This is a genomic window from Kitasatospora sp. NEAU-CNBT7 (assembly GCF_057220535.1).
Window position 1 is genome coordinate 255,072 of the sequence record NZ_JBXQQB010000002.1, and the last position, 26,108, is coordinate 281,179.

20 protein-coding genes are annotated in these 26,108 nt (G+C 75.7%); 15 read left to right on the top strand and 5 right to left on the bottom strand.

The features are described from left to right. The first annotated feature begins 3 nt into the window (after positions 1-3). The 4 genes from AC2TEW_RS03995 to AC2TEW_RS04010 are packed head-to-tail and all read left to right on the top strand — an operon-like array spanning position 4 to position 5,620. Positions 4-1,305, top strand: coding sequence for an ATP-grasp domain-containing protein (locus AC2TEW_RS03995; RefSeq protein WP_484621868.1), 1,302 nt, complete (start codon positions 4-6; stop codon positions 1,303-1,305). Positions 1,306-1,333: 28 nt separating this feature from the next. Then, positions 1,334-2,494 carry a 3-deoxy-7-phosphoheptulonate synthase gene (locus tag AC2TEW_RS04000; RefSeq protein ID WP_484621869.1) on the top strand — a complete coding sequence of 387 codons (1,161 nt, stop codon included), beginning with the start codon at positions 1,334-1,336 and terminating at the stop codon, positions 2,492-2,494. Continuing rightward, positions 2,491-4,182, top strand: coding sequence for an HAL/PAL/TAL family ammonia-lyase (locus AC2TEW_RS04005; protein ID WP_484621870.1), 1,692 nt, complete (start codon positions 2,491-2,493; stop codon positions 4,180-4,182). Before AC2TEW_RS04000 ends, AC2TEW_RS04005 begins: the two co-directional genes overlap by 4 nt. Beyond that, positions 4,175-5,620 (top strand): amidase family protein, encoded by a 1,446-nt coding sequence (locus tag AC2TEW_RS04010; RefSeq protein WP_484621871.1) that lies wholly within the window; start codon positions 4,175-4,177, stop codon positions 5,618-5,620. Before AC2TEW_RS04005 ends, AC2TEW_RS04010 begins: the two co-directional genes overlap by 8 nt. 75 nt (positions 5,621-5,695) lie before the next feature. On the opposite strand, the gene AC2TEW_RS04015 is transcribed toward AC2TEW_RS04010, so the two are convergent. Then, complete coding sequence (locus AC2TEW_RS04015) at positions 5,696-8,881, bottom strand: AfsR/SARP family transcriptional regulator (protein WP_484621872.1); 3,186 nt, start codon at positions 8,879-8,881, stop codon at positions 5,696-5,698. A 177-nt stretch (positions 8,882-9,058) separates the two neighbouring features. Between AC2TEW_RS04015 and AC2TEW_RS04020 the strand changes: the two genes are divergently transcribed. Genes AC2TEW_RS04020 through AC2TEW_RS04035 form a run of 4 tightly spaced genes read left to right on the top strand, consistent with a single transcriptional unit; the run spans position 9,059 to position 11,548 of the window. Next, a complete protein-coding gene (locus tag AC2TEW_RS04020; protein WP_484621873.1) occupies positions 9,059-9,637 on the top strand; it encodes a hypothetical protein in 579 nt (192 codons plus the stop codon). A gap of 32 nt (positions 9,638-9,669) precedes the next feature. Then, entirely contained in the window at positions 9,670-10,650 is a 981-nt protein-coding gene (locus AC2TEW_RS04025; protein ID WP_484621874.1) for a sporulation-delaying protein SdpB family protein, read from the top strand. After that, positions 10,647-10,784: a hypothetical protein gene (locus AC2TEW_RS04030; protein WP_484621875.1), complete on the top strand. Its 138-nt coding sequence runs from the start codon at positions 10,647-10,649 to the stop codon at positions 10,782-10,784. Before AC2TEW_RS04025 ends, AC2TEW_RS04030 begins: the two co-directional genes overlap by 4 nt. A 14-nt stretch (positions 10,785-10,798) precedes the next feature. Then, on the top strand, positions 10,799-11,548 hold the full coding sequence (locus tag AC2TEW_RS04035; protein ID WP_484621876.1) for an SDR family NAD(P)-dependent oxidoreductase: 750 nt from the start codon (positions 10,799-10,801) through the stop codon (positions 11,546-11,548). Positions 11,549-11,742: 194 nt separating this feature from the next. Here AC2TEW_RS04035 and AC2TEW_RS04040 read toward each other — a convergent pair whose 3' ends face one another. Then, positions 11,743-12,228 (bottom strand): hypothetical protein, encoded by a 486-nt coding sequence (locus AC2TEW_RS04040; RefSeq protein WP_484621877.1) that lies wholly within the window; start codon positions 12,226-12,228, stop codon positions 11,743-11,745. Positions 12,229-12,536: 308 nt separating this feature from the next. Here AC2TEW_RS04040 and AC2TEW_RS04045 point away from each other — a divergent pair, with 308 nt between their 5' ends. Then, positions 12,537-12,956, top strand: a complete 420-nt coding sequence (locus AC2TEW_RS04045; RefSeq protein ID WP_484621878.1) for a hypothetical protein — start codon at positions 12,537-12,539, stop codon at positions 12,954-12,956. Between the two features lie 106 nt (positions 12,957-13,062). Here AC2TEW_RS04045 and AC2TEW_RS04050 read toward each other — a convergent pair whose 3' ends face one another. Continuing rightward, a complete protein-coding gene (locus tag AC2TEW_RS04050; RefSeq protein WP_484621879.1) occupies positions 13,063-15,273 on the bottom strand; it encodes an MMPL family transporter in 2,211 nt (736 codons plus the stop codon). A gap of 331 nt (positions 15,274-15,604) precedes the next feature. Here AC2TEW_RS04050 and AC2TEW_RS04055 point away from each other — a divergent pair, with 331 nt between their 5' ends. Then, positions 15,605-16,990, top strand: coding sequence for a sensor histidine kinase (locus AC2TEW_RS04055; RefSeq protein ID WP_484621880.1), 1,386 nt, complete (start codon positions 15,605-15,607; stop codon positions 16,988-16,990). Then, on the top strand, positions 16,987-17,697 hold the full coding sequence (locus tag AC2TEW_RS04060) for a response regulator (RefSeq protein WP_484621881.1): 711 nt from the start codon (positions 16,987-16,989) through the stop codon (positions 17,695-17,697). Before AC2TEW_RS04055 ends, AC2TEW_RS04060 begins: the two co-directional genes overlap by 4 nt. A 225-nt stretch (positions 17,698-17,922) precedes the next feature. Here the strand turns inward: AC2TEW_RS04060 and AC2TEW_RS04065 are convergent, their stop codons facing one another. Together AC2TEW_RS04065 and AC2TEW_RS04070 are read right to left on the bottom strand one after the other, a co-directional pair. Beyond that, on the bottom strand, positions 17,923-19,656 hold the full coding sequence (locus tag AC2TEW_RS04065) for a methyltransferase (protein ID WP_484621882.1): 1,734 nt from the start codon (positions 19,654-19,656) through the stop codon (positions 17,923-17,925). 67 nt (positions 19,657-19,723) lie between these two features. After that, on the bottom strand, positions 19,724-20,890 hold the full coding sequence (locus tag AC2TEW_RS04070) for a 4-hydroxybenzoate 3-monooxygenase (RefSeq protein WP_484622053.1): 1,167 nt from the start codon (positions 20,888-20,890) through the stop codon (positions 19,724-19,726). Between the two features lie 490 nt (positions 20,891-21,380). On the opposite strand from AC2TEW_RS04070, the gene AC2TEW_RS04075 reads away from it, so the two are divergent. The 4 genes from AC2TEW_RS04075 to AC2TEW_RS04090 all read left to right on the top strand — a co-directional run bounded on the left by AC2TEW_RS04075 (position 21,381) and on the right by AC2TEW_RS04090 (position 26,088). Continuing rightward, positions 21,381-22,364 (top strand): ABC transporter ATP-binding protein, encoded by a 984-nt coding sequence (locus AC2TEW_RS04075; protein WP_484621883.1) that lies wholly within the window; start codon positions 21,381-21,383, stop codon positions 22,362-22,364. A gap of 3 nt (positions 22,365-22,367) precedes the next feature. Beyond that, on the top strand, positions 22,368-23,177 hold the full coding sequence (locus AC2TEW_RS04080; RefSeq protein ID WP_484621884.1) for an ABC transporter permease: 810 nt from the start codon (positions 22,368-22,370) through the stop codon (positions 23,175-23,177). 577 nt (positions 23,178-23,754) lie between these two features. After that, on the top strand, positions 23,755-23,970 hold the full coding sequence (locus tag AC2TEW_RS04085; protein ID WP_033821493.1) for a hypothetical protein: 216 nt from the start codon (positions 23,755-23,757) through the stop codon (positions 23,968-23,970). Between the two features lie 210 nt (positions 23,971-24,180). Further along, entirely contained in the window at positions 24,181-26,088 is a 1,908-nt protein-coding gene (locus AC2TEW_RS04090; RefSeq protein ID WP_484621885.1) for a zinc metalloprotease, read from the top strand. Positions 26,089-26,108 lie beyond the last annotated feature (20 nt).

Consider the following 26,108-nt stretch of genomic DNA (forward strand, 5'->3'; position numbering starts at 1 on the left):
CCCGTGCCGAACCGACGCCCCGCCCTGCTGCTGCTCGGCGGACTCACCGTGGCCTGGAACCAGCGCTGGCTGGACGCCGCCCGCGCCCGCGGCCTCGACCTGCTGGTCCTGGACGCACCCGGCCCGCACGCCGCCACCCTGCTGGCCGGCCGCGACACCCCCGGCCACCCGCTCGCCCGGATCGCCGACGCCGCCCTGACCGACGCCGACGACCACGCCGCCCTCGCCGACCGGGCCGCCGCCTGGGCCCGGGAGTACGACATCCGCGGCCTGTGCTGCCTGCGCGAGGAGTACGTCGAGGGCGCCGCCGTCGTCGCCGACCTGCTCGGCGTCCGCTCACCCGGCCTGCGGGCCGCCCGGGTCTGCCGCAACAAGCACCTCCAGCGCCGCTACCTCGCCGACTGGAGCCCCGGATCCACCCTGGTCCCCGCCGACCGCCGCACCGCCACCGCCGCCGCCTGGGACGGCTTCCCGCTGGTCGTCAAGCCGGTCGGCCGGCTCGCCAGCTCCGGGGTCCGGCTGGTCGCCGACCGCACCGCGCTGCTGGACAGCCTCGACGCGTACGGACCCGAGGAGACCCTGCTGTTCGAACGGCGGGCCGAGGGACCCGAGTACTCCGTCGAATCGCTCAGCCTGCACGGCGAGGTCCAGTACCTCGGCACCACCGAGAAACGCACCACCGAGGTCACCAGCGACTACTTCGTCGAAATGGGCCACACCACCCCCGCCCCCGGCCTCGACGACCCCACCCGCGAACGGCTGCACGCCGTCCACCGCGCCGTCCTGGACCGGCTCGCCTTCGACACCGGCATGGCCCACGCCGAGTACCGGATCGGCCCCGACGGGCGGATCGCCCTGATCGAGATCGCCGCCCGCCCGCCCGGCGACAGCATCATGGCCCTGCACTGGCTCGCCACCCTCGCCCCGCTCGAGGACGCCGTCGTCGCCGTCGCCCTCGGCGAACGGCCCCGCCCCGCCCGCCCGCAGCGCTACGCCCGGCAGGTCTACCTCCCGCACGGGCCCGGCGAGCTGGCCGGCCTCGACGTGCGGCCCGGCCTCGCCACCGAACCCCAGTGGTTCGACCCGGCCGAGGTCCGCGCCCAGGTCGCCGGCTGCGCCGCCCCCGGCGACCCGGCCGCGCTGCGCTGCATCGTCGCCCTCAAACCGGCCGGCACCCGGCTCGCCCCGATCCGCCAGTCCGGCGACCGGGCCGCGATGTTCGTGGTCGACGCCGCCACCCCCGGCGAACTGGACGCGATCGAGGAGCACTGCCTCGCGGCGATCGCCCTGCGGACCCGAGACTGACCCGACACCGAACGGACGGCACCCTGCTATGTCAGCACTGTTCACCGCCGAGACGGCGCCCGCCCCCGAGGCCGGGTGGCCCGACCGGGCGGCCGTCGACCAGGTCACCGCCCGGCTGCGCGAACAGCCCCCGCTGGTCGCCCTGGCGGACTGCCTCGACCTGCGCCGGCGCCTCGCCGAGGTCGCCGCCGGCCGCGCCCACCTGATCCAGGGCGGTGACTGCGCCGAACTCTTCGCCGAGGTGTCCGCCCACACCGTCCGCCGCAAGGCCGCCCAACTCGGTGAACTCGCCGACCTGGTGGAGGGCGGCACCGGCCGCGAGACGGCCGCCGTCGGCCGGATCGCCGGCCAGTTCGCCAAACCCCGCTCCCAGCCCTTCGAGCCCGGCCCCTACGGCGAGAGCCTGCCGGTCTACCGCGGTGACGCCGTCAACGACACCCGGCCCACCGCCGAGGCCCGCACCCCCGACCCCGAACGCCTGCTCACCGCGCACCGGCTGTCCGCCGAGATCCACCGCCACCTCGACGCCGAACGCGCCGCCGGCGGCCGCCCGGTGTTCACCAGCCACGAGGCACTGCTGCTCGACTACGAACTCCCGCTCACCCGCACCGACGGCGGACAGCTCCACCTCGGCTCCGCCCACCTGCTGTGGATCGGCGAACGCACCCGCGACCCGGCCGGCCGGCACGTCGCCGCGCTCGCCGGCACCGCCAACCCGGTCGCCGTCAAACTCGGCCCCACCACCACCGCCGCCGACCTCACCGCGCTGGCCGCCGCCCTCGACCCCGACCGGACCCCCGGCCGGCTCTCCTTCATCCTGCGGCTGGGCGCCGACCTGGTCGAACCGGTGCTGCCCCGGCTGGTCCACGCCGCCACCGAGGCCGGCCTGCGGCCCGCCTGGATCTGCGACCCGATGCACGGCAACACCGAACGCTCACCCGCCGGCCGCAAGATCCGCCGGATGACCGCCGTCCTCGCCGAGATCCGCTCCTGCGTCCGGGTCCTGCGCCGCCTCGGCCAGCACCCCGGCGGCCTGCACCTCGAACTCACCCCCGACGACGTCACCGAATGCGTCGGCGCCCGGCACGACCCCGCCGTCCAGCCCCGCTACTGGACCGCCTGCGACCCGCGGCTCAACCCCGAACAGGCCCGCCTCGCCGTCACCGCCTTCACCGAGGAGGCCGGATGATCCGCCTCGGCACCGGCGAACTCACCCCCGCCACCGTCGCCCGGCTGACCGGCGGCCCGCTGCGCGAAGCCGTCGGCCTCGACCGGCCCACCGCGGAGCGGATGCGCCGCTCGGTCGCCCTGCGCGAACGCCTGGTCGCCTCCGGCGAGCCGCTCTACGGCGTCACCACCGGCTTCGGCGACCGCAACATCGGCCACATCCCCGCCGAGCACGCCACCGAACTCCAGCACCACCTGATCCGCTACCACCTGGTCGGCAGCGGCCCCGAGGCACCCGCCCCGGTGGTCCGCGCCACCCTGCTGATCCGCGCCAACTGCCTGGCCCGCGGCTACTCCGGGGTCCGCCCCGAGGTGGTCGACCTGCTGCTGGATTGCCTGCGGCACGACCTGCTGCCGGTGATCCCCGAACGCGGCTCGGTCGGCGCCAGCGGCGACCTCGTCCCGCTCTGCTACCTGGCCGCGCTGCTGATCGGCGAGGGCACCGCCGTCCACCGCGGCCGGCGCCGCCCCGCCCGCGAGGCACTGGCCGCGGCCGGACTGCGACCGCTCGCCCTCCAGCCCAAGGAGGCGCTCGCCCTGATCAACGGCACCTCCTTCATGGCCGCCTTCGCCGTCCACGCCGCCGCCGAGGCCCGCCGCCTCGCCGGGACCGCCGAGGCCTGCACCGCGCTCGCCGTCGAGGTGCTGCTCGGCAACCGCGACCACTACCACCCGCTGATCCACCGGCAGAAGGCCCACCCCGGCCAGGTCCGCTCCGCCGCCCGGATCCGCACCCTGCTGGACGGCTCGCAGCTCGCCCGCGACCACGCCCGGGTGCTGAGCGACAACCGGCCCGACGACGGCCGGGACGGCGACCGCCCGGACGGCTACCGCCGGCTCGACCACCCCATCCAGGACCGGTACTCGGTGCGCTGCGCCCCGCACGTGATCGGCGTGCTGCACGACACCCTCGACTGGGTGGACCGGTGGCTCGACACCGAGATCAACTCCACCAACGACAACCCGCTGTTCGACCCGGACGGCGACCGCGTGCACAACGGCGGCAACTTCTACGGCGGCCACGTCGGCCTGGCCATGGACAGCCTGCGGGTCGCCGTCGCCAGCGTCGGCGACCTGCTGGACCGTCAGCTCGCCTGCGTGGTGGACGAGAAGTTCAGCAACGGCCTGACCGCCGGCCTGACCGCCCCCACCGCCGACGGCGACCCCGCGGCCGGACTGCACCACGGCTTCAAGGGCGCCCAGATCGCCTGCTCCGCGCTGGTCGCGGAGGCGCTCTCGTTGGGCATGCCCGCCACCGCGTTCTCCCGCTCGACCGAGGCCCACAACCAGGACAAGGTCAGCATGGCCACCATCGGCGCCCGCGCCACCCGGACCGTCACCACCCTGGTGCACGAAGCCGCCGCGATCCAGCTCGCGGCCCTGTGCCAGGCCGCCGACCTGCGCGGCGCCCACCGGCTCGCCCCGGGCACCGCAGCGGTGTACCGGCAGGTCCGCCGCCACCTCGCGTTCATGCCCGCCGACCGCCGCCTGGACACCGAACTCGCCGCCCTCGCCGAGGAACTGCGCACCTCGGGCGCCGCAGCCACCGCCGCAGCAACCGCCGCGCCCGCTCCCGTACCCGCACCCGGACCCGCGGCGGCAGCCCAGGACGGCCCGCCCGCCAGGATCACGGAGGACACCCATGTCTGACGTCGCGCACGCCGTCGCCGCCTACTTCGCCGCCGACCGCCCCACCGGCCCGGACACCGGCCAGGACACCGGCCAGGACACCGGCCAGGACACCGGCCAGAACACCGGCCAGGACACCGGCCAGGACACCGGCCCGGGCGTCGCCCCCGACCCCCTGCCGCCGCTGCTCGCCCTGCCGCTGCGCGAACGCCTCGCCCTGCTCGACGACGGCGCCCTCACCCTCCCCGAGTGGAACGCACTCGCCGACGGCTGGGCCCGCGAGGCCGACCACCGCTACCGGGCCTGCGCCGAACTGCGGCCCGGCGGCCCGCACGCGCCGGCGCTGCGGCTCGGCGTCAAGGACACCGTCGACGTGGCCGGGTTCGCGACCCGGCTCGGGCTGCGCCGCTACCGCCACCACCCCGAGCGCAGCGCCGCCGTTCTGACCGAGGGCCACCGGCTGGCCACCGTGGCCAAGGTGGTCACCACCGAGCTCAACATCGGCATCGGCTCGGGCTGCGGCAATCCCAGGTTCCCGGCCATCGACCCGGCCGGCTCCAGCACCGGCTGCGGCGTCGCCGTCGCCGCCGGGATCTGCGACCTCGCGCTCGGCACCGACGTCCTCGGCTCGGTCCGCTGGCCGGCCGGCCGGTGCGGCGTGGTCGGCCTGCGGATGACTCACGACCCGGCCGCGCTGCGCGGCATGCTGCCGCTCAGCCCCGCGATGGACGCCCCCGGCTGGGTCGCCCGCACCGCCGACGACCTGGCGCTGCTGGCCGAGGTGTCCGGCCTGCCGGTCCCGCGTGCCGAACACCACCGGGGACTGCGGATCGGCGTGGTGGCCGAGGTCGCCGAGGGCGGCGCCGAACCCGAGATCCTGGACGCGCTGAAGACCGCCGGCGAGCTGCTGGCCGCGCACGGGCACCGGGTGGCCACCACCCGGCTCGGCGGCCTGTGGGACCTGCGCGGCGCCGCCTGGGAGCTGTGCGCCCGGCAGGCCTGGCAGGGCAGCCACGGCTGGGACCCGCGGATCACCGACGAACTGTCACCCTCCACCCGCCGGGCCGTCGACTCCGGCGCCGCGATCGGCGACCTGCGCCACCGCGAGATCGAGCAGCAGCTGGTCCGGACCCGGGCCGCGGTGCCGCGGCTGTTCGCCGACGCCGGGGTGGACGTCTGGCTGCTGCCGCTCGACCCGGACGTGCCCCGCCCGGTCGGTGCGCAGCGCGCCGCCTCCTCCCTGGTCACCCCCGGCCACCCGGACTACGACCGGGAGATCGGCTACACCCCGGTGGCGAGCTTCGCCGGACTGCCCGCGCTCACCTTCCCGGTCGGCCGGACCGCGGACGGCTCGGCGCCGCTGGCGGTCCAACTGGTCGGACGGCCCGGCGGCGAGGGGGTGCTGATCGGCCTCGCCCGCGAGGCGGCCCGGACGGCCGGCGACCCGGCCCGCCCCTGAGCTGCCGGGACGTGACCGGCCCGGACGTGGCCGGCCGGGACCGGTGGCGGGCGGCCCGGCAGCTGCGGCCGCCCGCTACAGCGCGCCGCTCGGCTCGGGGCGGCGCTCGCGGGCGAGGTCGGCCCGCAGCAGCTCGGCGCGGTGCGGGTGCATCCGGGAGAACAGGGCCACCGCCCGGTCGCAGTGGTCCTCGGCCGACTGCCGCTCGCCGGCGTCCAGCGCCAGCCGGGCCAGGCCCTCGCAGGCGACGCCCTGCTCGAACCTGAGGCCCAGTTCGGAGGCCAGCGCCAGCGCCCGTTCATGGCAGTCCCGGGCCGCCTCGGGCGCGCCGAGGGCGCGGTGCACGGCGCCGATCAGGTTGAGGGTCTGGCTCTCCAGGTCCCGGCTGCCGATCTCCCTGGCCAGCACCAAGGCCTCCCGGGCCCGCTCCAGCGCCGCCGGCTGGTCGCCGCAGTGGTGCAGCAGGTCGCCGAACGCCCAGCGGGCCTGCGCCTCCACCTCGCGGGCGCCGAGTTCCCGGGTCCTGGCCAGGGCCTGTTCCAGGCAGCTCCAGGCCTCCCCGGTGTCGCCGAGCCGGGAGAGCACCCAGCCGACGTTCAGCAGGTCGACGGCCTCCCGGAACGGGTTGTCCAGCTCCCGGCTGAGTGCCAGCGCCCGCCGGTGGTGGGCCAGCGCCTGCCGGTACTCGGCCAGGTAGCCGTACACCACGCCGATGTTGCCGAGGACGGCGGCCTGGTCGCGGGCGGCGCCGACCTGCTCGAAGATCTCCAGCGCCGCCCGGTACTGCTCCAGCACCGTCGGGTAGTCTCCGCGCAGCAGGCCGACGTGCCCGAGCGTCCACAGCGTGCGGGCCTCGCCGTAGCGGTCGCCGGTGGCGCGGTGCAGTTCCAGTGCGGTCCCGAGCGACCGTACGGCGCCGTCGTAGCGGCCCAGCGCCCGGTAGGCGAGCGCGAGGTTGGTGTGCACCTCGGCCTGGCCGTGCGGGTCGCCGGCGGCCCGGGCGGCGTCCAGGGCGTGCCGGTAGCCGGTCAGCGCCTCCTCGACGTAGCCGTTGCGGACCAGTAACGGGCCGACCGCGACCGCCAGCCGCCAGAGCTCCGCCAGGCCGTCGCCGGCCGGGGGGCAGGCCAGCACCGCGACGATGTTGGCCCGCTCGGCGGCCAGCAGGTCCGCCGCGTCCGCGACCGTCCGCAGCCCCGGGACGGCGCGCGGCGCCTCCGGGGTCCGGACCGGCGGCCGGCCCGGATCGGAGAGTTCGGCGACGCAGCGCGCCAGGTTGAGGTAGTGCCGGCGCAGCCGCCCGAGCGCCTGTTCCCGGCCGGTCCGCTGCTCCTCGTGTTCGGCCTTGGTCAGGGCGTACTGCCGGATCAGGTCGTGGAAGTAGTAGCGGCCCACGGTGTGCTGGCCGAGCAGGTGGGTGTCGAACAGCTCCTCCAGCATCACCTCCGCCTCGGCCACCGTGCAGCCGCTGAGGACGGCGGCGCCGGCCGCGTCGAAGTCGTGCCCGGGGTGCAGGCCGAGCAGCCGGAACATCCGCTGCTGGGCCTCGCCGAGCTGGAGGTAGGAGACCTCGAAGGCGGCGGCGACGCTGCGGTCGCCCGCCACCAGCTCGGCGAGGCGCCGCTGGCGGTCGCGCAGCCGGTCGGCGAGGTGGGCGACGCTCCAGGCGGGGCGGTGCCGCAGCCGGGAGGCGGCGATCCGGATGGCCAGCGGCAGGCAGCCGCAGAGCGCGACCACGTCCTCGACCTCGGCGCGCCGCCCCTCGGCGCGGTCCGCGCCGACGATGCGCACGAACAGCTCCACCGCGTCCTGGGGGGTGAGGACCTCCAACGACAGGTTGACGGCGCCGTCGAGCGCGGTGAGTCTTCGCCGGCTGGTGATCAGGACGAGCGCGCTGCCGGCACCGGGCAGCAGCGGCCGGACGTGCCCGACGTCCCGGGCGTTGTCCAGCACGACCAGGACCCGCTGCCCGGCGAGCGCGGCCCGCCAGGCGGCCGCCCGCTGCTCGACCCCGTCGGGGATCCGTTCGGGGCTGACCCCGAGGTGGCGCAGCAGCCGGTCGAGGGCGGCGGCCGGGGTGATCGGCTCCTGCCCGGGGGTGTGGCCGTGCAGGTCGACGAAGAGCTGGCCGTCCGGGTAGCGGTCGGCCAGCGCGTGGGCGGCCCGGACGGCGAGGGTGGTCTTGCCGATGCCCGCCATCCCGTCGACGGCGGTCACCACCAGGGTCGAACTCCCGGCGCCGTCCGGGCCGTCGGGCCGGGCGGCCTGTTCGGCGAGGGCCACCAGGCGGTGGAACTCCTCGCCGCGGCCGGTGAAGTCGGTGACGTCGTACGGCAGGAAGCGGCGCTGGTGGGCGCGGAAGACGCCGCCCGCCGGGGCGGGCCGGACGGCCGCGGCGGACGCGGGCGGTGCCGGCGGGGGAGCGGCGGCCGGGACGGCCGCGGGAGCGGTGGGGGCGGTGGACGGTGCGCCGGGTCCCGCGGCGGGCCGGTCCAGGGCGGGATCGCAGCGCAGGATGCGCTCGTGCAGCAGGCGCAGTTCGGCACGGGTGTCCAGGCCCAGGTCGGCGGCGAGCAGGGCGCGGCCCTGCTCGTACACCTCGAGGGCGTCGGCCTGGCGGCCGGCCCGGTGGAGCGCCAGCATCAGCTGGCGGCGGAACGGGTCGCGCAGCGGGTGGGTGGCGACCAGTTCGGCCAGCGCGGGGACCAGCGATCCCGGCGCGTCCTCGTCCAGGCGCAGGTCGAACAGCCGCTCCAGGGCGGTGAGGCGCTGCTCGTCGAGGCGGCCCGCCAGGATCCGTACCGCGCGGCCGTCGAGTCCGGCCAGCGCCGGGCCGTTCCAGCGGGCCAGTCCGTCGGCGAGCGCGCCGACGGCCCCGGCCCGGTGGCCGGTCGCGAGCGCCGTCTCGGCCGAGCGGACCAGGTGCAGGAAGCGGTGGGCGTCGACCCGCTCGCGCCCGCCGGGGGCGCCGGCCAGGTCGGCGCGGTAGCCGCGTCCGTCGGTGACGATCAGGTCGCGCAGCGGGCCGAGGCAGCGGCGCAGCGCCGCGATGGCGTTGTGCACCTGGCGCCGGGCGGTGTCCGGCGGGGCGTCGTCCCACAGCGCGTCGACCAGGGTGTCGAACGGGACGACCCGGTCGGCGTCCAGGACCAGGACGGCCAGCACCTTCTCCTGGCGCGGGCCGCTCAGGTCCAGCTGCCGTCCGCCGACCTGGACCCGGAGCGGGCCGAGCAGCTGGATTCCCCACTCCTCGTCGCTCACGGGGCCCTGTCCTTCGAGTAGCGGTGGACAACTGGAAGCATGTATATCAGCAGTCGATAACACTGATCCGGAACTCCGGTGAACCCGGCCGCAGTTGGCAACCACCCCGCAACCACCCCGCAACCACCCCGCAACGGCACCGCAGCAACCCGGCCGACGGAAGGCACCGCGCCACCCATGCACGACCGACCGGAGGACCCCCGGACCACCGCCGAACGCGCGTTCCGGCAGACCGCCGCGCTGCTCACGGCCGTCCTGCTGCTCGCCCTGCTGGCCCAACTCCCGCCCGGCAGCGGCGGCGCAGCCCCCGGCTCCCGCCCGCGCGACGCGGCCTGGCTGCTCTGGCCCCAGGGCTGGAACCTCTTCGACAACGGCCAGTACGCCCCCGAGCTCGCCGCCTACCGGGCCGGCCCGGCCGGCTGGACCGGCGCCCTGACCACCCCGCAGGCCCCGCTCACCACCCGCTGGGGCCCCGACCGCTCGCCCCGCACCCAGGCCCGCGAGATCGAAGCCCTCGCCGACCTCCTGCCGGCCGACGCCTGGCAGCCCTGCCACGCCGCCACCCTCACCGACTGCACCCCGCCGCCCGCCACGGCGACACCGCCCACCACCCCGACCGTCCGCAACCCCGCCGCCCACCCCACCCTGTGCGGGCCGATCGCCCTCACCCGCGAGACGCTCGCCCGCTGGGGCACCCCCGACGCCGGCCACTGGCGGATCGACGACGCCGCGATCCTGCGGGTGGAGTGCCCGTGAGACCCGTGAGACCCGTGAGACCCGTGAGGCCCGTGACCACCGTGCTGCGCCGACGGCTCGCCGCCGGCCTGGCCGGCTTCGCACCGGGCCCCGGCATCGCGGCCGGGCGCAGCCTGCTCGCCCTCACCCAGCTGCTCACCCTGCTCGGCACCCCCGACGCCGCGCTCTTCGCCCACGGCGGCTACGGCCCCCTCGCCCCGTACTGCGACGGCTCCCGGGCACTCGGCCTGTGGTGCCTCGGCCCGGCCGACGGCACCATGACGGCCCGTCGGGCCGTCGCCGCCCTCGCGCTCGCCGTCATCGCCTCCGGCTACCGGCCCCGCTGGACCTGCCTGCCGCACTGGTACCTGACGTTCAGCCTCACCACCGCCACCGGCCTCGCCGACGGCGGCGACATGGCCGCCCGGATCGCCACCCTGCTGCTGGCCGTGATCCTGCTCGGCGACACCCGCCGCTGGCACTGGCGGCGCACCCCCGGCACCCTCCCGCCGCAGTGGCGCGGCGCCGGCTACGCGGCCCATCTCCTGCTCCGCGCCCAGATCCTGATCATCTACGGACAGGCCGGCCTCTCCAAACTGCTCGACCCCGTGTGGCGCCAGGGCGCCGCGATGTACTACACCCTGCACAGCCACTACTGGGGCGCCCCGGCGGCCCTGCGCCCGTTCACCGACCCGCTGGTCGACCACGGCTGGTCGGTCCGGCTGCTGGGCTGGTCGGTCATCGCGCTCGAACTCGCCCTCGCCGCCGGCATGCTGCTGCCCGCCGCCGCCCGCCGGGCCGCCGTCCCCGGAGCCGTCGCGCTGCACGCCGGAATCATCGCCCTGATGGGCCTGTTCGGGTTCGGCCTGACCATGATCGCACTGGTGCTGGCCGCCGCCGCGGAGCGCCGATGCACAACCGATGTAACCGGCGGGCACACTGAGGACCGGTCGAGGACCGCTCGCGCGGCGGTCCGACCCACACTCGACCGGAGCAGTGAACAGATGCGGATACAAGGGGAATCAGCGGAATGAACCCGACCAGGCTCGTGATGGTGGTCATCGCGCTGGTGGCGACCGTCACCATCGTGTCCCAGCCCGGCTCCTCGCAGCCGGTCGTGCACCGGCAGCAGGCCTCGGACCCGTGCCCCTCGATCGGGCCCTGCTAGGAAGGAGAGCCGGGATGTCCCGACTCGTAGTGGTATCCGGCGGCGGCAGCGGCATCGGCCGGGCGGTCGCCGAACACTTCGCCCAGGCCGGCGACGACGTCCTGATCCTCGGCCGCCGCGAGGAAACCCTCGCGGCGGCGGCCGACGCGATCAACGCGGAACTCGACGCCAAACGGCTCACCCACCGGGCCGCCGACCTCAGCGACCCGCAGCAGGTCGAACAGGTCGCCGCCCAGCTGGCCGAAGGCGGCCGCACCGTGGACGTCCTGGTCAACAACGCCGGCGGCTTCTACGGCCTCGACCAGCCCGACACCCTGGCGGGGTACGCCGAGCAGTGGCGGGCCAACTTCGAGGGCAACGTCCTGCCGACGGTCCTGCTCACCGAGGCGCTGCTCCCGCAGCTCACCCGGCCGGGCGCCCGGATCATCACGCTGTCCTCGATCGCCGCCCTGCGCGGACCGGGGACGTACGGCGGCGCGAAGGCGGCGCTCCACCCGTGGAACGCCGAACAGGCCACCGCGCTGGGCGCCGCGGGCATCACCGCCAACATCATCGCGCCCGGCTACATCGAGGCCACCGAGTTCTTCGGCGACCGGATGACCCCGGCCGGCCACGCGGCCCGGATCTCCCAGACCCTGGTCGGCAAGGCCGGGCAGGCCGCCGAGATCGCCGCCATGACCGGCTACCTGGCCTCGCCCGAGGCCGGGTTCGTCACCGGCCAGATCCTCCAGATCAACGGCGGCGCCCTCCTCGGCCGCGGCTGACGCCCCGCCGACGCACCCCCGCGGCGGCCCGCCGCCCCCCACCGCGGGGGCCGGGCCGCCGCCCGGGTCCGCCGTCACCGCCGACGGCGGGTCCCCGGGTGCGAGGGCCGGTGGGCGCGCCGGGCTCCCCGCCCTCCGGCCACGAGGTGCCCCCACCCGGGCGCGCCGATCCGCCGCGAACTCCCGGACGTGCCTCAGGAGGACGTGGACGCCTCGCGGTCGAGGACGGTCCGCCACACCTCGACGCTGCACTGGCCCGGGCATGCGCACGCGCCCTCCGCGGTCAGTTCGCGCCGCAACGCCGTGGACGCGCCGGGATGGTGGACGGTGTACCGGCGGACCGTCATGCTCCGCCCGCCCCACTCCAGCCGCTCCCGCTGCGTGAGCAGCCGCAGGACGGTGTCGTCGCAGCGCAGGTTCAGCAGAACGCCCCACCGCACCGCCGAGTCCTCGTCCACGGCGAGCACGGCGAGCACCTCCGGCGTTGCCGCCCGGCTGCGCGCGGCCCAGACCCGGACCGGACGTACCTCGTCCACGGCGAGCTCGTGCAGCCGCCGCGGAGCAACGTCCGCACCGCGGGCCTCCTTCACCCGTGCGTAGCCGAGCATCCGCTCGGCCGGGCTGCGGACGGTGGGACGAACGGCCGGAGTCACAGGGGTCACGGGGATCGCACTGGTCACCCGGGGAGTCTGCCACGCGGGCCCCGGGGCGGGACGGCCGATCGGCCGTCACCTGTGCGCCACGGTGTCCGCTGCGGGGTTCGGGCCGCGCTACCCCACGCGGCTGGAAATGATGCGTACCTGCCAAGAAGTGGGAGGGGAAATCCCCCAACCGGGCCACGGGCCGCGGCCCGGCGGTCCGTTGTCCTGCGGTGTCCGAGCCGTACGGTCTCCCGCGAGCGGCCGCGACAGGGGAGGCTTCTGCCCGGTGAGCCCCTGCCCGGGGCGGGTTCACCCGTACCGAGTCCTTCTTCGGCAGGGAGACAACCGTGAACGGATTCAGGAAGCCGGCCCTCGCGGCCGCCGCGGTGGCGCTCGCGATCGGCGGCACGCTCGCCGTGTCGTCCGCGTCCGCCGCCCCGCAGGCGCCGACGGGCATCACGGCCACCACCACGGCCTGGGCCAAGGTCAGCGCCACCGGGACACTGCTCGGCGGCTCGGGCGTCACCGGCGTCAGCCACTTCGGCAACGGCCGCTACAACATCACCACCACGGCCAACCTGGGCGAATGCGCCCTGCTGGGCACCGTCAACACCAACGGCGGCAGCGACCCCGGCCCGGGCAGCTCGTCCATCCTGGTCGGCAAGGTGAGCTCCAACACGCTCTTCATCCGCACCGCGACACCGTCCAGCGCCGGCAGTGCGGCCGTCGACAGCGACCGGCCGTTCTCGATCACCATCGTCTGCTGACCCGTCGTCACCAGGCCGCCGAGGCCGCCGAGGTAGCCGAGGTAGCCGAGGCGCGCCGGACGGGAGCCACCCGTCCGGCGCGCGCGGTCACCCGGCCCGGCCGGCCTCAGGACACGGTCACCCGGCCGGGCTCCGCGCCGGACGCGGCCGTACGCCCCGCCGCGGCGTCGCCCACCGCGGGCCGCGGGCGGACCGGCCACCACAGGCCCCGGCCGAGCAGCGCGGCCAGCGCCGGGACCAGCACCAGCGACAGGACCAGCGCCGAGAGCAGGATGCCGAGCGTCATCGCGAACGCGACCTGCTCACTGCCGGGGTTGGTGGCCAGCGTCGCGAACGACCCGGCCAGTACCAGCCCGGCCGTCGCGACCGCCGGTGCGGTGTGGCGGACCGCCCGGGCCACCGCCACGCGGGCCGGACCCGGGCGCCGCATCTCCTCCCGGATCCGGTCGGTGATCAGGATGTTGTAGTCCGTGCCCAGCGCCACCACGAACAGGAACAGCACCAGCGGCAGCGTGAAACTCACCCCCGGCCGGCCCAGCGCGTGCTGGAACAGCAGGGTGGCCGCCCCGAGGGTGGCGGCGAAGCCGAGCCCGACGGACAGCAGCAGCACCACCGGCGCGAGCAGGCTGCGCAGGAGCAGCAGCAGGATCAGCCCGATCAGCGCGGCCGCGACCGGGAGGACGACGGCCAGGTCGTGGTCGACGGCGGTCGACACGTCGGCGAGGACCGCCGCCGTCCCGCCCACGTGACCGGCCACCCCGGCGGGCGTGGACCGGGCGACCGCGGCCCGGATCGGCCCGGTGACCAGGTCCCGGGCCTGCGGGCTCTGCGGGTCGGCGGTCGGGTAGACGTCGATCCGGGCGGCCCGGTGGTCCCCGCTCAGCACGGCCGGTGCGACCTGGCCCACCCCCTCGACCTCCCGCAGCGCCCGGGACAGGCCCTCGAGCCGGGCGGCGGTCAGCTCGGCGCCGTCGGTGGCGGTGAGCAGAACACCGGTCGGGTCCGACACCCCGGCGGGCAGCGAGCGGGAGATCTCGGCGGCGGTCGCCGCCGCGGCGGTCCGCCCGCCGGAGCCGCCCTGGCCGTAGTCCATCCGGATGCCGGTCAGCCCGGCCGTGAGCACGCCGAGCAGGGCGAGCGAGGCGGCGACCGCGGCCACCGGCCGGCGGGTGACCAGCTCCCCGAGGCGGGCGGCCCGGCCGTCGCGGACCTCGCGGCGCAGCGAGCGGGACGGCCAGAACATCTTGCGTCCGGCCGCCGCGAGCAGCGCGGGGAACAGGGTGAGGCTGCCGAGCAGCATCACCAGCACCGCGACGGCGATGGCGGGCCCCAGCGAGCGGAACTGCCCGAAGGTCGCCAGGCCCAGGGTGGCGAACGCGGCCACGATGGTCAGCGCGGCGGAGGTGATCGCGGTGCCCACCCGCCGTGCGACCTGCGCGGCGGCCTCCCGGGCGGGCTGCTCGGGCCGGGCGCGCAGCTGCTCGCGGAAGCGGAACAGCAGGAACAGCAGGTAGTCGATGCCGATGCCGAGCAGGACCACGTTGATCAGCCCCGGGGTGCCCGGGTCGAGCTTGCGCCCGGTCAGCATCGCGGCGCCCGCGACGGCGCCGCCCGCGACCCCGCCGATCATCGCGACCGCGAGCAGCGGCAGCACGGCGGCCAGGACGCTGCGGAACACCAGCACGTTCAGCAGCACGATCAAGCCGGTCACCAGGGCGCCGCCGACGATGGCGGCGGTCCGGTTGTCGTCGGTGCTGTCGACCGTGTCGGCGAGCGGGCCGGTGAACCCGGTGCGCATCCCCGCCTCGGCGAAGTACGCCCGGGCGCCGTCCCGGAACGTCCGGTAGACGCCCTGGACGCCCGGGTCGGCGGGGCTGCCGGCCAGCTGGACCGAGAGCAGTTCGAAGCTCCGGTCGGGCGCCGTCATCGCCGGCGCCACCCGGGGCGTCTGGGAGCGGTCCGGGACCAGGAAGCTCGGCATGTCGTCCTCACGGGGCATCACTACCCGGCGCCGCGCCAGCTCCGCGGCCCCCGCCTCGACCACCGCCCGGTCGGCCGCGCCGAGCGCCCGGCCGTCGGAGCGGGCGACCAGCACCGTCACGGTGGTGGCATCGGGATCCACCCCGAACCGCTCCTCGGCGATCCGAAGCGCGGCCGCCGAGTCGTAGCCGCGGGGCAGGAAGTTCCCGGTCTGGTGTTCGGTGACGCGGGCGATCAGCGTCGGGGCCAGGCCGGCCAGCGCGAACCCCAGCACCGCCCAGAGGGCGATGACCTTCCAGGGGTGGCCGGTCGAGTATCGGGTCAGGGCGCGGATCACGGGTGTCCTCCGGCGGACGGTGTCGGGAGCGGGCCGGCCGGGGGTTCCCGGCCGGTTCCCAGACCATCACCGCGGGTGGCCGGCGGGCGTCGGGGCAGCGGATGATCCGGACCGGGGCCCAGGGTCCTCCCCCCGCGCCGGACCAGGACCCTGCTCCTGGTCCGGCACCTGCCGGACCCCCGCCGAACGGCTGCCGACCGCGGCCACCACCGCTGCGACCTCGGCCGATGTGCAACCCTGTCCCGGGGCGGGACCCGGACGGGCCCGCCGACACGACAAGTCGACAAGACAACTCGACACGACGAGCCGACGCGATGAGGGGGGCAGGACCATGGCCGGCAGACGGACCGCGGCCGGAGGGCCGGACATCGGAAGGCCGGACACCGGAGGGCCGGACACCGGCGTCGCGGGCATCGGGGGAGCGGACCCGTCCGGCAGCCCGCACGTCGTGCCCGGTGGCGGCGCCGTACGGCAGTGGTCGCGCGGCGACTCGCTGGTGACCGCCGGGGCCTGCGCGCTCGACCTGCTCGGGTACGTGCTCCTCACCGACCCGGACGGCCGGCAGCCGGCGAGCGTGACCGGCTTCCTCCTGGTCGCGCTCGCGGCCGTGCCGCTGCTGGCCCGGCGGAGCCACCCGGTGGCGGCCCTCGCCGGCGTGGTGGCACTCGACGCGGCGGCCACCCGGGCCGTCGCGCTGCCCACCCACTTCGGCGCCGTCCTCATCGTCGCGCTGTACTCGGTCGCCCGGTCCCGCCCCGGCAGGGTGACGGCGGTCGCGGCCGCCGCGACGGCGGCGGTGACGCTGGCGAGCCAGTGCGCCGGGCGGACGCCGCCCTGGCAGCTCGCCGTGTCCACGCCGCTGTCCACGGCGCTCGTGGTGGCCGCCGCGCTGGGGGTGAACCGCTGGCAGCGCGAGGTCGCCGCCAACCGCAGGCTCCTCGCCGACCGCGCCGTCGCCGACGAACGACGCCGCATCGCACGGGAGTTGCACGACATCGTGGCCCATCACATCACCACCATGCAGCTGATGGCCGGCGGTGCCCGGGCCAACCTCGCCCGGCCGGAGGTGGTCCGCGAGGCCCTGGTCACCCTGGAGTCCTCCGGGCGGCTCGCGCTGCGTGAGATGCGCCAGCTCCTCGACGTGCTGCGGGCGGGCGACGAACCGGAGACCGAACCCGCGCGGCCCCAGCCCGGCGCCGAGGACCTCGACCGGCTGGTGGCCGAATCCCGGCAGGCCGGACTGCCGACCGGGTTCACCGTCGACGGGCCGCCGCGCCCGCTGCCGCCGACCCTCGGCCTCACGGTGTTCCGGATCGTCCAGGAAGCCCTCACCAACGCCCGCAAGTACGCCGGCGGCGCCCCCACCCGCGTCCGGCTGACCTACCGCGCCGACCGCGTCACCGTCGAGGTGCAGGACGACGGTGGCGGCGCACCCGCGCAGGACGCGGCGGCGACCGGCCCCGGCGGGTACGGCCTGATCGGGATGCGCGAGCGGGTCGCCCTGCACGGCGGCACACTCCGGGCCGGTCCGCGGCCCGGCGGAGGCTTCGCCGTGACGGCCGAACTGCCGCTCGGCGCCGAGGAGACGGCCGAGGCGGCGGAGGCGGCCGAGGCGGGCGAGACGGGCGTGGCGGGCGTGCCGGGCGTGGCGGCCGTCGGGTCCGGTGTCGAGACCGCTATCGAGACCGACGTCGAGTACGAAGGGGCCCGCCGGTGAGCGCGACCGGGACGACACCACCGGGGATCAGGGTGCTGATCGCCGACGACCAGCCGCTGGTCCGGCGCGGCCTGTCACTCATCCTGTCGCCCGACCCGGCCTTCGAGGTGGTGGGCGAGGCCGGGGACGGCGCGCAGGCCGTCGCGCTGGCCCGTCGGCTGCGGCCCGACGTGGTGGTGATGGACATCCGGATGCCCGTGCTGGACGGCGTCGGCGCGACCGAACAGCTCGCCGAGGCCGTACCGGGCTGCCGGGTGCTGGCGCTGAGTACCTTCGACCTCGACGAGTACGTGGTCGGCGCGCTGCGCGCCGGGGCGTACGGCTTCCTGCCCAAGGACAGCTCCCCGGAGGAGCTCGGCGCGGCGATCCGCACCGTCCACGCCGGGGAGGCGGTCGTCGCACCGCGCCTGCTGACCCGGCTGATCTCCACCTACGTCCGGGCACCCCGCGGCGCGCCGCCCGTCCTGACCGGCGTGGACGGGCTCACGCCCCGCGAGATCGAGGTGTGGCGGCTGATGGCCACCGGCCTGGACAACGCCGGGATCGCCCGCGCGCTGGACATCAGCGCCTCCACCGTCAAGAACCACATCACCGGCATCTTCGACAAGCTGGCGGTCCGCGACCGGGCCCAGGCGGTCATCGCCGCCTATGAATCGGGACTGGTCACCGCCGGCTCCGCGGCCGCCGCGCCCCGGCCCGGCCGCTAGGGCCGGTCCGGGACCGGGGGCGGCGGCGCCCGCCCGGGCCCGTCCGGCGGATCCTGCCGGGCCCCCGACGACGGATCATCCCGCCTGGACGCGCGCCCGGATCGCCCGAGTACGTCCAGGACGAGGCCGACTCGGGCGCACGCCCGGACGGGCGCCCGGGGGTACCTCCCGGCCGCACGCCGGGGGAGCCGCACGCCGGTCCGGCCGGATCCACCCGACGGGGGCCTACCGCCCGGGCCGGGCCGGTGCGGGCACCGGTCCGGCCTTGCGCGCGTGCAGCACGCTGCCCTCCAGCGGCAGCGGCGCGCAGCCCACCAGGGCGAGCCCGGCGTCGGCGAGGAGGCGGCCGTAGTGGTCGGCGCGCCGTTCGCGGCCACCGACGTTGCACCGCATGTGGAGGTCCCAGGCGGTCGCCAGCGAGACCGAGTCGTCGGCGGGCAGGACCCGTTCGACGATCAGCAGGTCGGCGCCGGCGGGCATGGCCCGGGCGCAGTGCCGCAGGATCTCGCGGCACCGCTCGTCGTCCCAGTCGTGCAGGATCCGGGACAGGATGTACACGTCGCCGCCGGGCGGTACGGCCGCGAAGTCGCCCGCCCGGTAGTTGCACCGCCCGCCGAACCCGGCGGCGTCGAGGGACCGGCGGGCGGCCTCGACGACGTGCGGACGTTCGAGCAGGACACCGTGCAGCCGCGGGTGCGCGGTGAGGATCCGGCCGAGCAGGGCCCCGTTGCCGCCCGCGACGTCGACGACGGTGGCGGGCCCGGGCCGGTCGGCCGCGGCCGTGATAACCGGGTGGGCGGCGAGCGGTTCGAACATCCGGGCGCCGGCCGCCATCGCCCGGTCGAACAGGTCGGCGAGTTCGGGGTCGCGGGCGAAGTGGTCGAAGTGGTTCTCGCCGAAGAGGTGGTCGAACGCGGCCTCCCCGGTCCGCACGGTGTGCCCGAGCGCGCCGAACGACCGGTAGAACGGGCCGCCGTACATCAGCGCCAGCGGCCGCATGGACTCCGGGGCGTCGGCCCGCAGCAGCGCGCCGAGCCCGGTGAGCCGGAAGCCGTCCCGCTCGCCCGCCACCACGCCCAGCATCGCGAGGTAGCGCAGCAGCGTCGTCAGGCTCTCCGGGTCCGCGCCGACGGAGCGCGCCAGCGTCCCGGTGTCGGTGACCGCCTCCGGGTCCATCGCGTCCGGCACCCGCAACTCGGCGAAGACGGCCAGCGCCTGCGTGGTCCACGCCCCGGTCATCAGGCGCAGGAGCGTTTCGGCAGACCGGCGGGTGCGGTGCTCCGCCAGGTGGGCGGCGAGGACGTCCCGGTGGTCACCGGGCGCGTACAGCTCCATCCGCCGGTACCCGGCCTTCGCCCCGGCGGGCGCAGTGAAGTAGAACACCGTGCCGTCCTCGTGCGGGTTGTACCCGCCGCCGTCGGCCACCGCACCGTGCCGGGCGAACAGCGCACACATGCCGCGCAGGACCAGCGGGTCCGGCCGGTCGACCTCGAAGGCCAGGTGCGCCTCGTGCTCCCGGGCGCGTTCGTGGCCGGCGAGCGCGGCTAGCTCCGAGCCCGGCGGCACGACCAGCGTGAACAGCTCCACCGTCCGCCGCTCCCCGTCCCGCCCGGTCACGGGCGGGCGCAGGATCTGCACCTCGAGCCCGGCGGCGTCGCGCCGGTGCCGCGCGGCCAGCCGGTCGCGGACCACCACGCTCGGCCGCGGTGGCACGTCCCCGGCCAGCCCGCAGCCGGCCAGCAGGTCCCGCAGCTCCTCCGGCCCCGACGGGAAGACCAGCAGCGCGGCGTGCGAGAAGCGGCAGCGGTCCGCCAGGGCCCGCAGCTCCAGGGCGTCCAGTCCGGGCAGCAGCAGCGGCAACAGGGTGGCGGCGTCCTGCTCCCGGACGAACTCGACCGTCCCGCGTAAGCGGGCGGCGTCCGGGAGCGTGCTGGCGGCCGTCTGGCTCGGCGCGGTCATCGCGGTCTCCTCCAAAGGGGTTCGGGTCCAAGGGGGGTTCGGGTTCGGTGTGCGGACGGAACGGGGGTCAGACGCCGACGTACTGCTCGGCGAACCAGTCCTGGCAGCTGCGCGACGTGCGCAGCGAGGCGAGACGGGAACGGCGCAGCTGCTCCTGGAACGGCGGCCCGCCGTCCGCGGCCGGGGCCGCGTGCAGCAGCCGGACCATCCAGCGCGAGAACTCCTGCGCGCGCCAGATGTGGTCCAGGCACCGCGCCGAGTACCGGTCCAGGCCCTCCGGGGAGCCGTGCCGCAGGTCGTCGACCAGGGCCAGGCCGAGGAGTTCGGCCTCCAGGACGGCGAGGTTGGCGCCCTTGGCCGCGGACGGGCTGATCAGGCTCGCGGCGTCGCCGGCCAGGAAGAGCGCGCCGTGCCGCAGGGGCTCGAGGACGTCGGACTCCAGGCGGACCACCGAGCGCTCGACGAAGCGGCCCCGGCGCAGCGGACCGTACTCCGCGGCGCGCATCCGCAGCGCCAGCTCGTCCCAGATCTGCTCGTCGGTGCGGTCGCCGGGCGAACTGCCGTGCTCGCACTGCAGGTAGTAGCGGGTGAGATCGGGGGTCCGCGCCATGTGTCCGGCGAAGCCCCGCCCGTGCACCGCGTAGCCGACGGCGTCCAGACTCGGCGGTGCCTCGGCGAGCAGCCCGAGCCAGGAGACACCGTGGTCCAGGTGGTGGTTGCGGACCGCGCCCGGGGGCAGCGAGCGCCGGGCGGCGCCGTGCCGGCCGTCGCAGCCGGCGACGTACCGGCCCTGCCAGCGGCCGGGGCGCCCGTCGGCGTCGCGCACGGTGACGGTGGGCCGGGCGCCGTCCATGCCCTGCACGGCCACTGCCTCGGTGCCGAAACGCACCTGGCCGCCCCGGGCCCGGTAGACCGTCAACAGATCGTCCACCAGCAGGTGCTGCGGATGGACGGTGTGCGGCTCCCGGCGGCCCAGCTCGCCGTAGTCCAGCCGGAACCGGCCGTCCTCGGTGCGGAACTCGCAGGTGGCGTGGGTGCGCCCGCGCCGGTGCAGGCCGTCGGCGAGACCGTGCCGGTCGAGGATCCGCACCGTGTTCGCGGCGAGGAACCCGGCTCGCTGCCGGGCCCGCAGCTGCTCCCGGCCGGCCCGTTCCAGCACCACGCACCCGACCCCGGCGGCCTGCAGCAGGTTCCCGAGCACGAGCCCGGCCGGTCCGGCCCCCAGGATCACCACCTCGGTGGTGTCGACTGCCACTTGATCGATCTGACTCTCCGTCACAAGAAGTGGATCATAGGCAGTGGTGACCGGCCGCGGGTCCCGGCGTTCACCCGTACGCGCGCGCCGGAAGGAGTCGGCGGGCGCCCCCGTCGCACGCCCGGTGCGCCGGCCCGGCGGCGGGGCCGATGCCGGGCGCAGCCGCCGGGGGAGGGGATCGTACGACCACGATGTGCCGGTCCGGGGCCGGTGGCCGCGCCGCTCCCCGAACGGCACCGCCCCGGCTTCCTACTCCGGAGGATGACGGCACGGACCGGGGTTGACGCGGTCGGGTGCGGGCCGCCGGGCCCCGGTCCGCCGCTGCCGGGCCGCACGGTGCAACCGCCGCGAGGCCATGATCGTCTTCGCGGACGGACCCGTACGCACCGGTACGGGCCCCCGCGGGAGCCCGTACCACCCCGGACCCGGGCACCGGCGGGCCATATCGACCACAGCAGGGACGTCCTCCATGATCGAGGCGCGCGGCCTCACCAAACGGTACGGCTCCACCACCGCCGTCGACCAACTGTCCTTCCAGGTGCGGCCCGGAGTCGTCACCGGCTTCCTCGGGCCGAACGGGTCCGGCAAGTCGACCACCATGCGGATGATCCTGGGCCTGGACACGCCGACCTCCGGAACCGTCACCATCGACGGACAGCCGTACCGCGAACTGCCGAACGCCGCCCGCACGGTCGGCGCCCTGCTCGACGCCCGAGCGGTGCACGGCGGCCGCGACGCGTACCACCACCTGCTCTGCATCGCGCAGTTGGCGGGCGTGCCGCGGCGGCGGGTGTCGGAGGTGCTGGACATCGTCGGCCTGGCCGAGGTGGCCCGGCGCCGCACCAAGGGCTTCTCGCTGGGCATGGGCCAGCGGCTCGGGATCGCCGCCGCGCTGCTCGGCGATCCCGAGGTGCTGCTCTTCGACGAACCCGTCAACGGCCTCGACCCGGAGGGCATCCACTGGGTCCGCACCCTGATGCGCGCACTGGCGGCCGACGGCCGGACGGTGTTCGTCTCCTCGCACCTGATGAGCGAGATGGCGATCACCGCCGACCACCTGATCGTGATCGGCCAGGGCCGGCTCCTCGCGGACATGCCCGTCGGCGACTTCATCACCCACCACTCGGCCGGCTACGCCCGGGTCCGCACCCCCGACGGCGCCGGGCGGGACCTGCTCGCCCGGGCGCTGGCCGACGCGGGTGCGGGTACCGAGCCGGAGCGGGACGGCGCGCTCAAGGTCACCGGCCTCGACCTGCCCCGGATCAGCGACCTGGCGCACCTGCACGGCGTCCGGCTGTACGAACTCTCCCCGCACCACGCCTCGTTGGAGGAGGCCTACATGCGACTGACCCAGCACGCGGTGGAGTACCGCTCCGGCCCGGCCGCCGACCCCCACCCCGACCGTCACCACCCCGACCGTCACCACCCCCACCGTCACCCGAGCGAGGTCTGATCCGTGTCCAGCACCACCCGACCCGACCCCGCGGCCCGGCGGTTCACCTCGCCCGTACCGGTCCGGCCCGCCCGCCTCGGCCACGCCCTGGCCTCCGAGTGGACGAAGATCCGCAGCCTGCGGTCCACCGTCTGGTCCCTGGGCGTGATGTTCGCCCTGGTCGCCGGCGTCGGGGCACTGGCCGTCACCTTCTCGCAGGACAACACCCGTCCCGGCGACGACATCCTCGGGCTCGGCCTCGGCGGGTTCATGGTCGGCCAGATCCCGGTCATCACGCTGGGCGTCCTCACCATCAGCTCCGAGTACGGCACCGGAATGATCCGCAGCACGCTGACCGCCTGCCCGCAGCGGGCCCGGATCCTCACCGCCAAGGCCTTGGTCTTCGCCGCGCTCGCGCTGGCCCTCGGCACCGCGGCGATCGGCGCCTTCGCCCTCGTCGCGCTCGCCGTGCTCGGCGGCCGGGCCGGCGCCCAGCCCGCCGAAGCCATCCTGCGCACCGTCCTCGGCGGCGGTCTCTACCTGGCCGTCATCGGACTGATGGCGCTGGCCGTCGGTGCTCTGCTGCGGCACAGCGCCGGCGCCATCAGCGCGATGCTCGGCTTCGTCCTGCTGCCGACCATCCTCGGGCTCTTCGCCGGGGACACCGTGGGCCGGTTCCTGATCACCTACTCCCCGGTGAGCATCTCGGCCTCGCTGTTCGGCAACGGGCTCGACCCGGACGTGAACGGCTGGCAGCAGCTCGGCTTCCTGGCGGGCCTGACGGCCGCACTCCTCGCGGCCGCCTACGTGGCGGTCTCGCGCCGCGACGTGTAACGCCGCGGAGCGTGCTGCTGCCGCGAGGCGCCGTCGGATTCCCGGGCGCCGCCAGTGTCCTCGGCGCCGACCGGTCGTTGTTCAGCGCACGGGACACCCCGGACGCGGCCGGCCGGGCCGCCGTACCCCGCCCACGGGCGGGTCCACGGTCGGCCGACGAGCGGTCCGGGGATAACCGGTGGCGCCCGCGGCGCCGCGAGAGGGTGAGCACGCTATCACCCCGGCGGGGGAGAGGTATTCGAAACGGCCCGAATGCGCGGGCCGTCCGGTCGAATGCCCGGTCGAACCCTGCTCCGACCGGGTGATGTTCCCGAAGTTCGCCGCGGGGAAAAGCCTCGGATACGAAGAAGCGCGCGTTCGAAAGGCCTGTCGACTCAATTCCGCTGCGTTCCGATGCCGAATTCCGGCGCATAGCGGGGGCCTGATCACGAGAATTGGCTACGCAGCGTAGTCGGTTCCTTGCATTCCGTCGCGGCATGGTCGTAATGTCTCGCCCCGTCAGGCAGCCGCCTGGCGGGGCCGGCAACGCGCCAGCGAATCGGCCTCATCCCGAATGCCACGAAGGAAGAGAATAGAAATGATCAACCTGTCGCAGCTCCAGTCCGAGACCGCCGAGCTGCTCCCGAAGCGCGAGGCGCTGAGCCGCTTCAGCTTCAACCTGCACAAGACCACCACCGTCACCAAGCACACCGCGACGGTGCACGCCGAGAACAACTCGCTCGCGGTCAACGACCACTCCCGCGACTCGCTGGCGAACTCCGAGGCGAAGCAGGTCATCAACATCAGCCAGTGACACCGGGCCGTCAGTACCACCCGGTGACATCCGCGGGAGGAACGGGCGGCGGCGGAACCGTCCCGGCAGGACGCCGAGACCGGCGGCCGACCGGACGGCGAACCCGGCCGTGACCTGACCCTCCCGGATGGATGAGCGTTCCCGGCGACGCCAGAATCGTCGCCGGGAACGCCTTCTTCCAGGTCAACGACGGTCAGCCAGGAAGGTAACGTGACCGACCACGGAAGCGGCCCCGGCGGCCGACCGCCCCCCACCCGCAGCCCCTCACCCACCCGCAGTCCCGCCCCGGCCCGGCACCGCCGGCCCCCGCCCGCCGCAGCAGCCGCACCGCCCGCCGCCGCAGGGCCGACGCCCGCCGCAGCGGCGCCACCCCGGCTCCCGGCCGGCACCGAACTCCTCGGCGAGTACCAGGACTCCGGGTTCACCGAACCCCGCTACCTGGTCCGACGGCCCGACGGCCAGGTGATCCAGCTCAGCCGGCTGCTCTACCTGGTGGTGTGCGCGATCGACGGGTCACGCACCCACGAGGCGATCGCCCACCACGTGAGCGGCCGGTTCGGCAACGAGGTCAGCACCGGGAACATCGCCTACCTCGTCGAGGAGAAGCTCGACCCGCTGGGCATCACCGCCGCCGGGCCCGGCCGGGCGACACCGGCGGACCTCCCGGCGACCGACCTGCTCCTCACCCTCAAGTTCCACCGGGTCCTGCTGCGCCGGCCCACGGTGGCCGCCGTGGCAGCGGCGTTCTCCTGGCTCCACCGGCCACCCGCCGTCGCACTCGTCCTGCTGTCCGCCGCCGCCGCGGACTACTGGCTGTTCGCCCTCCACGGCGCGATGGAGCCCGTGCTGCACACCCTCGAGCAGCCCGTCCTCCTGCTCCTGGTATTCGCCCTCACCGTGCTGTCGACGGTCTTCCACGAATTCGGCCACGCCGCGGGCTGCCGCTACAGCGGAGGAAGTCCCGGCTGTATCGGCTGCGGAATCTACCTGGTGTGGCCGGCCATGTACACCGACGTCACCGACGTCTACCGGCTCAAACGCGGCGGACGACTGCGGACCGACCTCGGCGGCGTCTACTTCAACGTCGTCTTCATGACGATTCTTTTCGCCGCCTATTTCGGCACCGGACAGGAATTCTTCCTGACGGCCGTGTACCTGACGCATTACGAGATCCTCGAACAGCTGCTGCCGGCGCTGCGCCTCGACGGTTACTACATCCTCGCCGACCTGGCGGGCGTGCCCGACCTCTTCGGCAAGGTCGGCCCGATTCTGCGGAGCATGGTCCCCGGGCGTCCGGTGCCGCCGGAGATCGCCGGAATGAAACGCTCGTCGCGGATCATCGTGACGGGCTGGGTGGTCACCATGGTCCCGCTGCTCGTCGGCGAGATCGCCTACGCGCTCTGGAACCTCCCCCGGCTCCTCTCGACCAGCCTCCGGTCCCTCACCGACCAGCTCCAAGGCACCTACCGGGCGCTCGCCGACGGCGCCGCGGCCGGCTTCCTGCTCGGGGCGATCGGCTGCGTCATGCTGCTGCTGCCCTCCCTCGGACTGCTCTACCTGGTGCTGCGGCTCAGCGCCCGCGGCGCCAAGGCGCTACGGCGCAACGCCCGTTCCGGCGGGAGGAGGGCCCGGCTGGTGACGCTGGCGGGGCTCGGCGCGGCGTCCGCCCTCGCCGTCGCCTGGGTGTACGGCATGACGCCCGCACCGCTCCCGCCGCGGCCCCCCGTCGTGCCGGCGCTGCAGCCGAACGTCCCCGTGACCCGGCCGCCCGCCCAGCCGTACGAGGCCGGGCTGCCCACGGTGAAACCCTCGCACTCCGGGCGGCCGCAGCCCCCGAAGCCGTCCGCGGCCGCCGTACCGCCGCTGCCGGACCCGCCCGCCGACCCCGGCGCACCGCAGCCCCCGGGGCCCTCCGCGTCCGCGTCCCGCGCGACGTCCGCCCCGCCCACCTCCACGTCCTCGCCGAGCCCCACCGCACCACGCCCGACCTCACCGCAGCCCACGTCGCCGCAGCCGACGGTGTCGGCCCCGGCCTCGCCGAGCGCGGACCCCTCCGCCTCGCCCCCCAGTCCTTCCGGCACACCCGGAACCCCCGTACCGAGCCCGTCCAACGGCTGACACCGGCCCTCAGGAGGAAC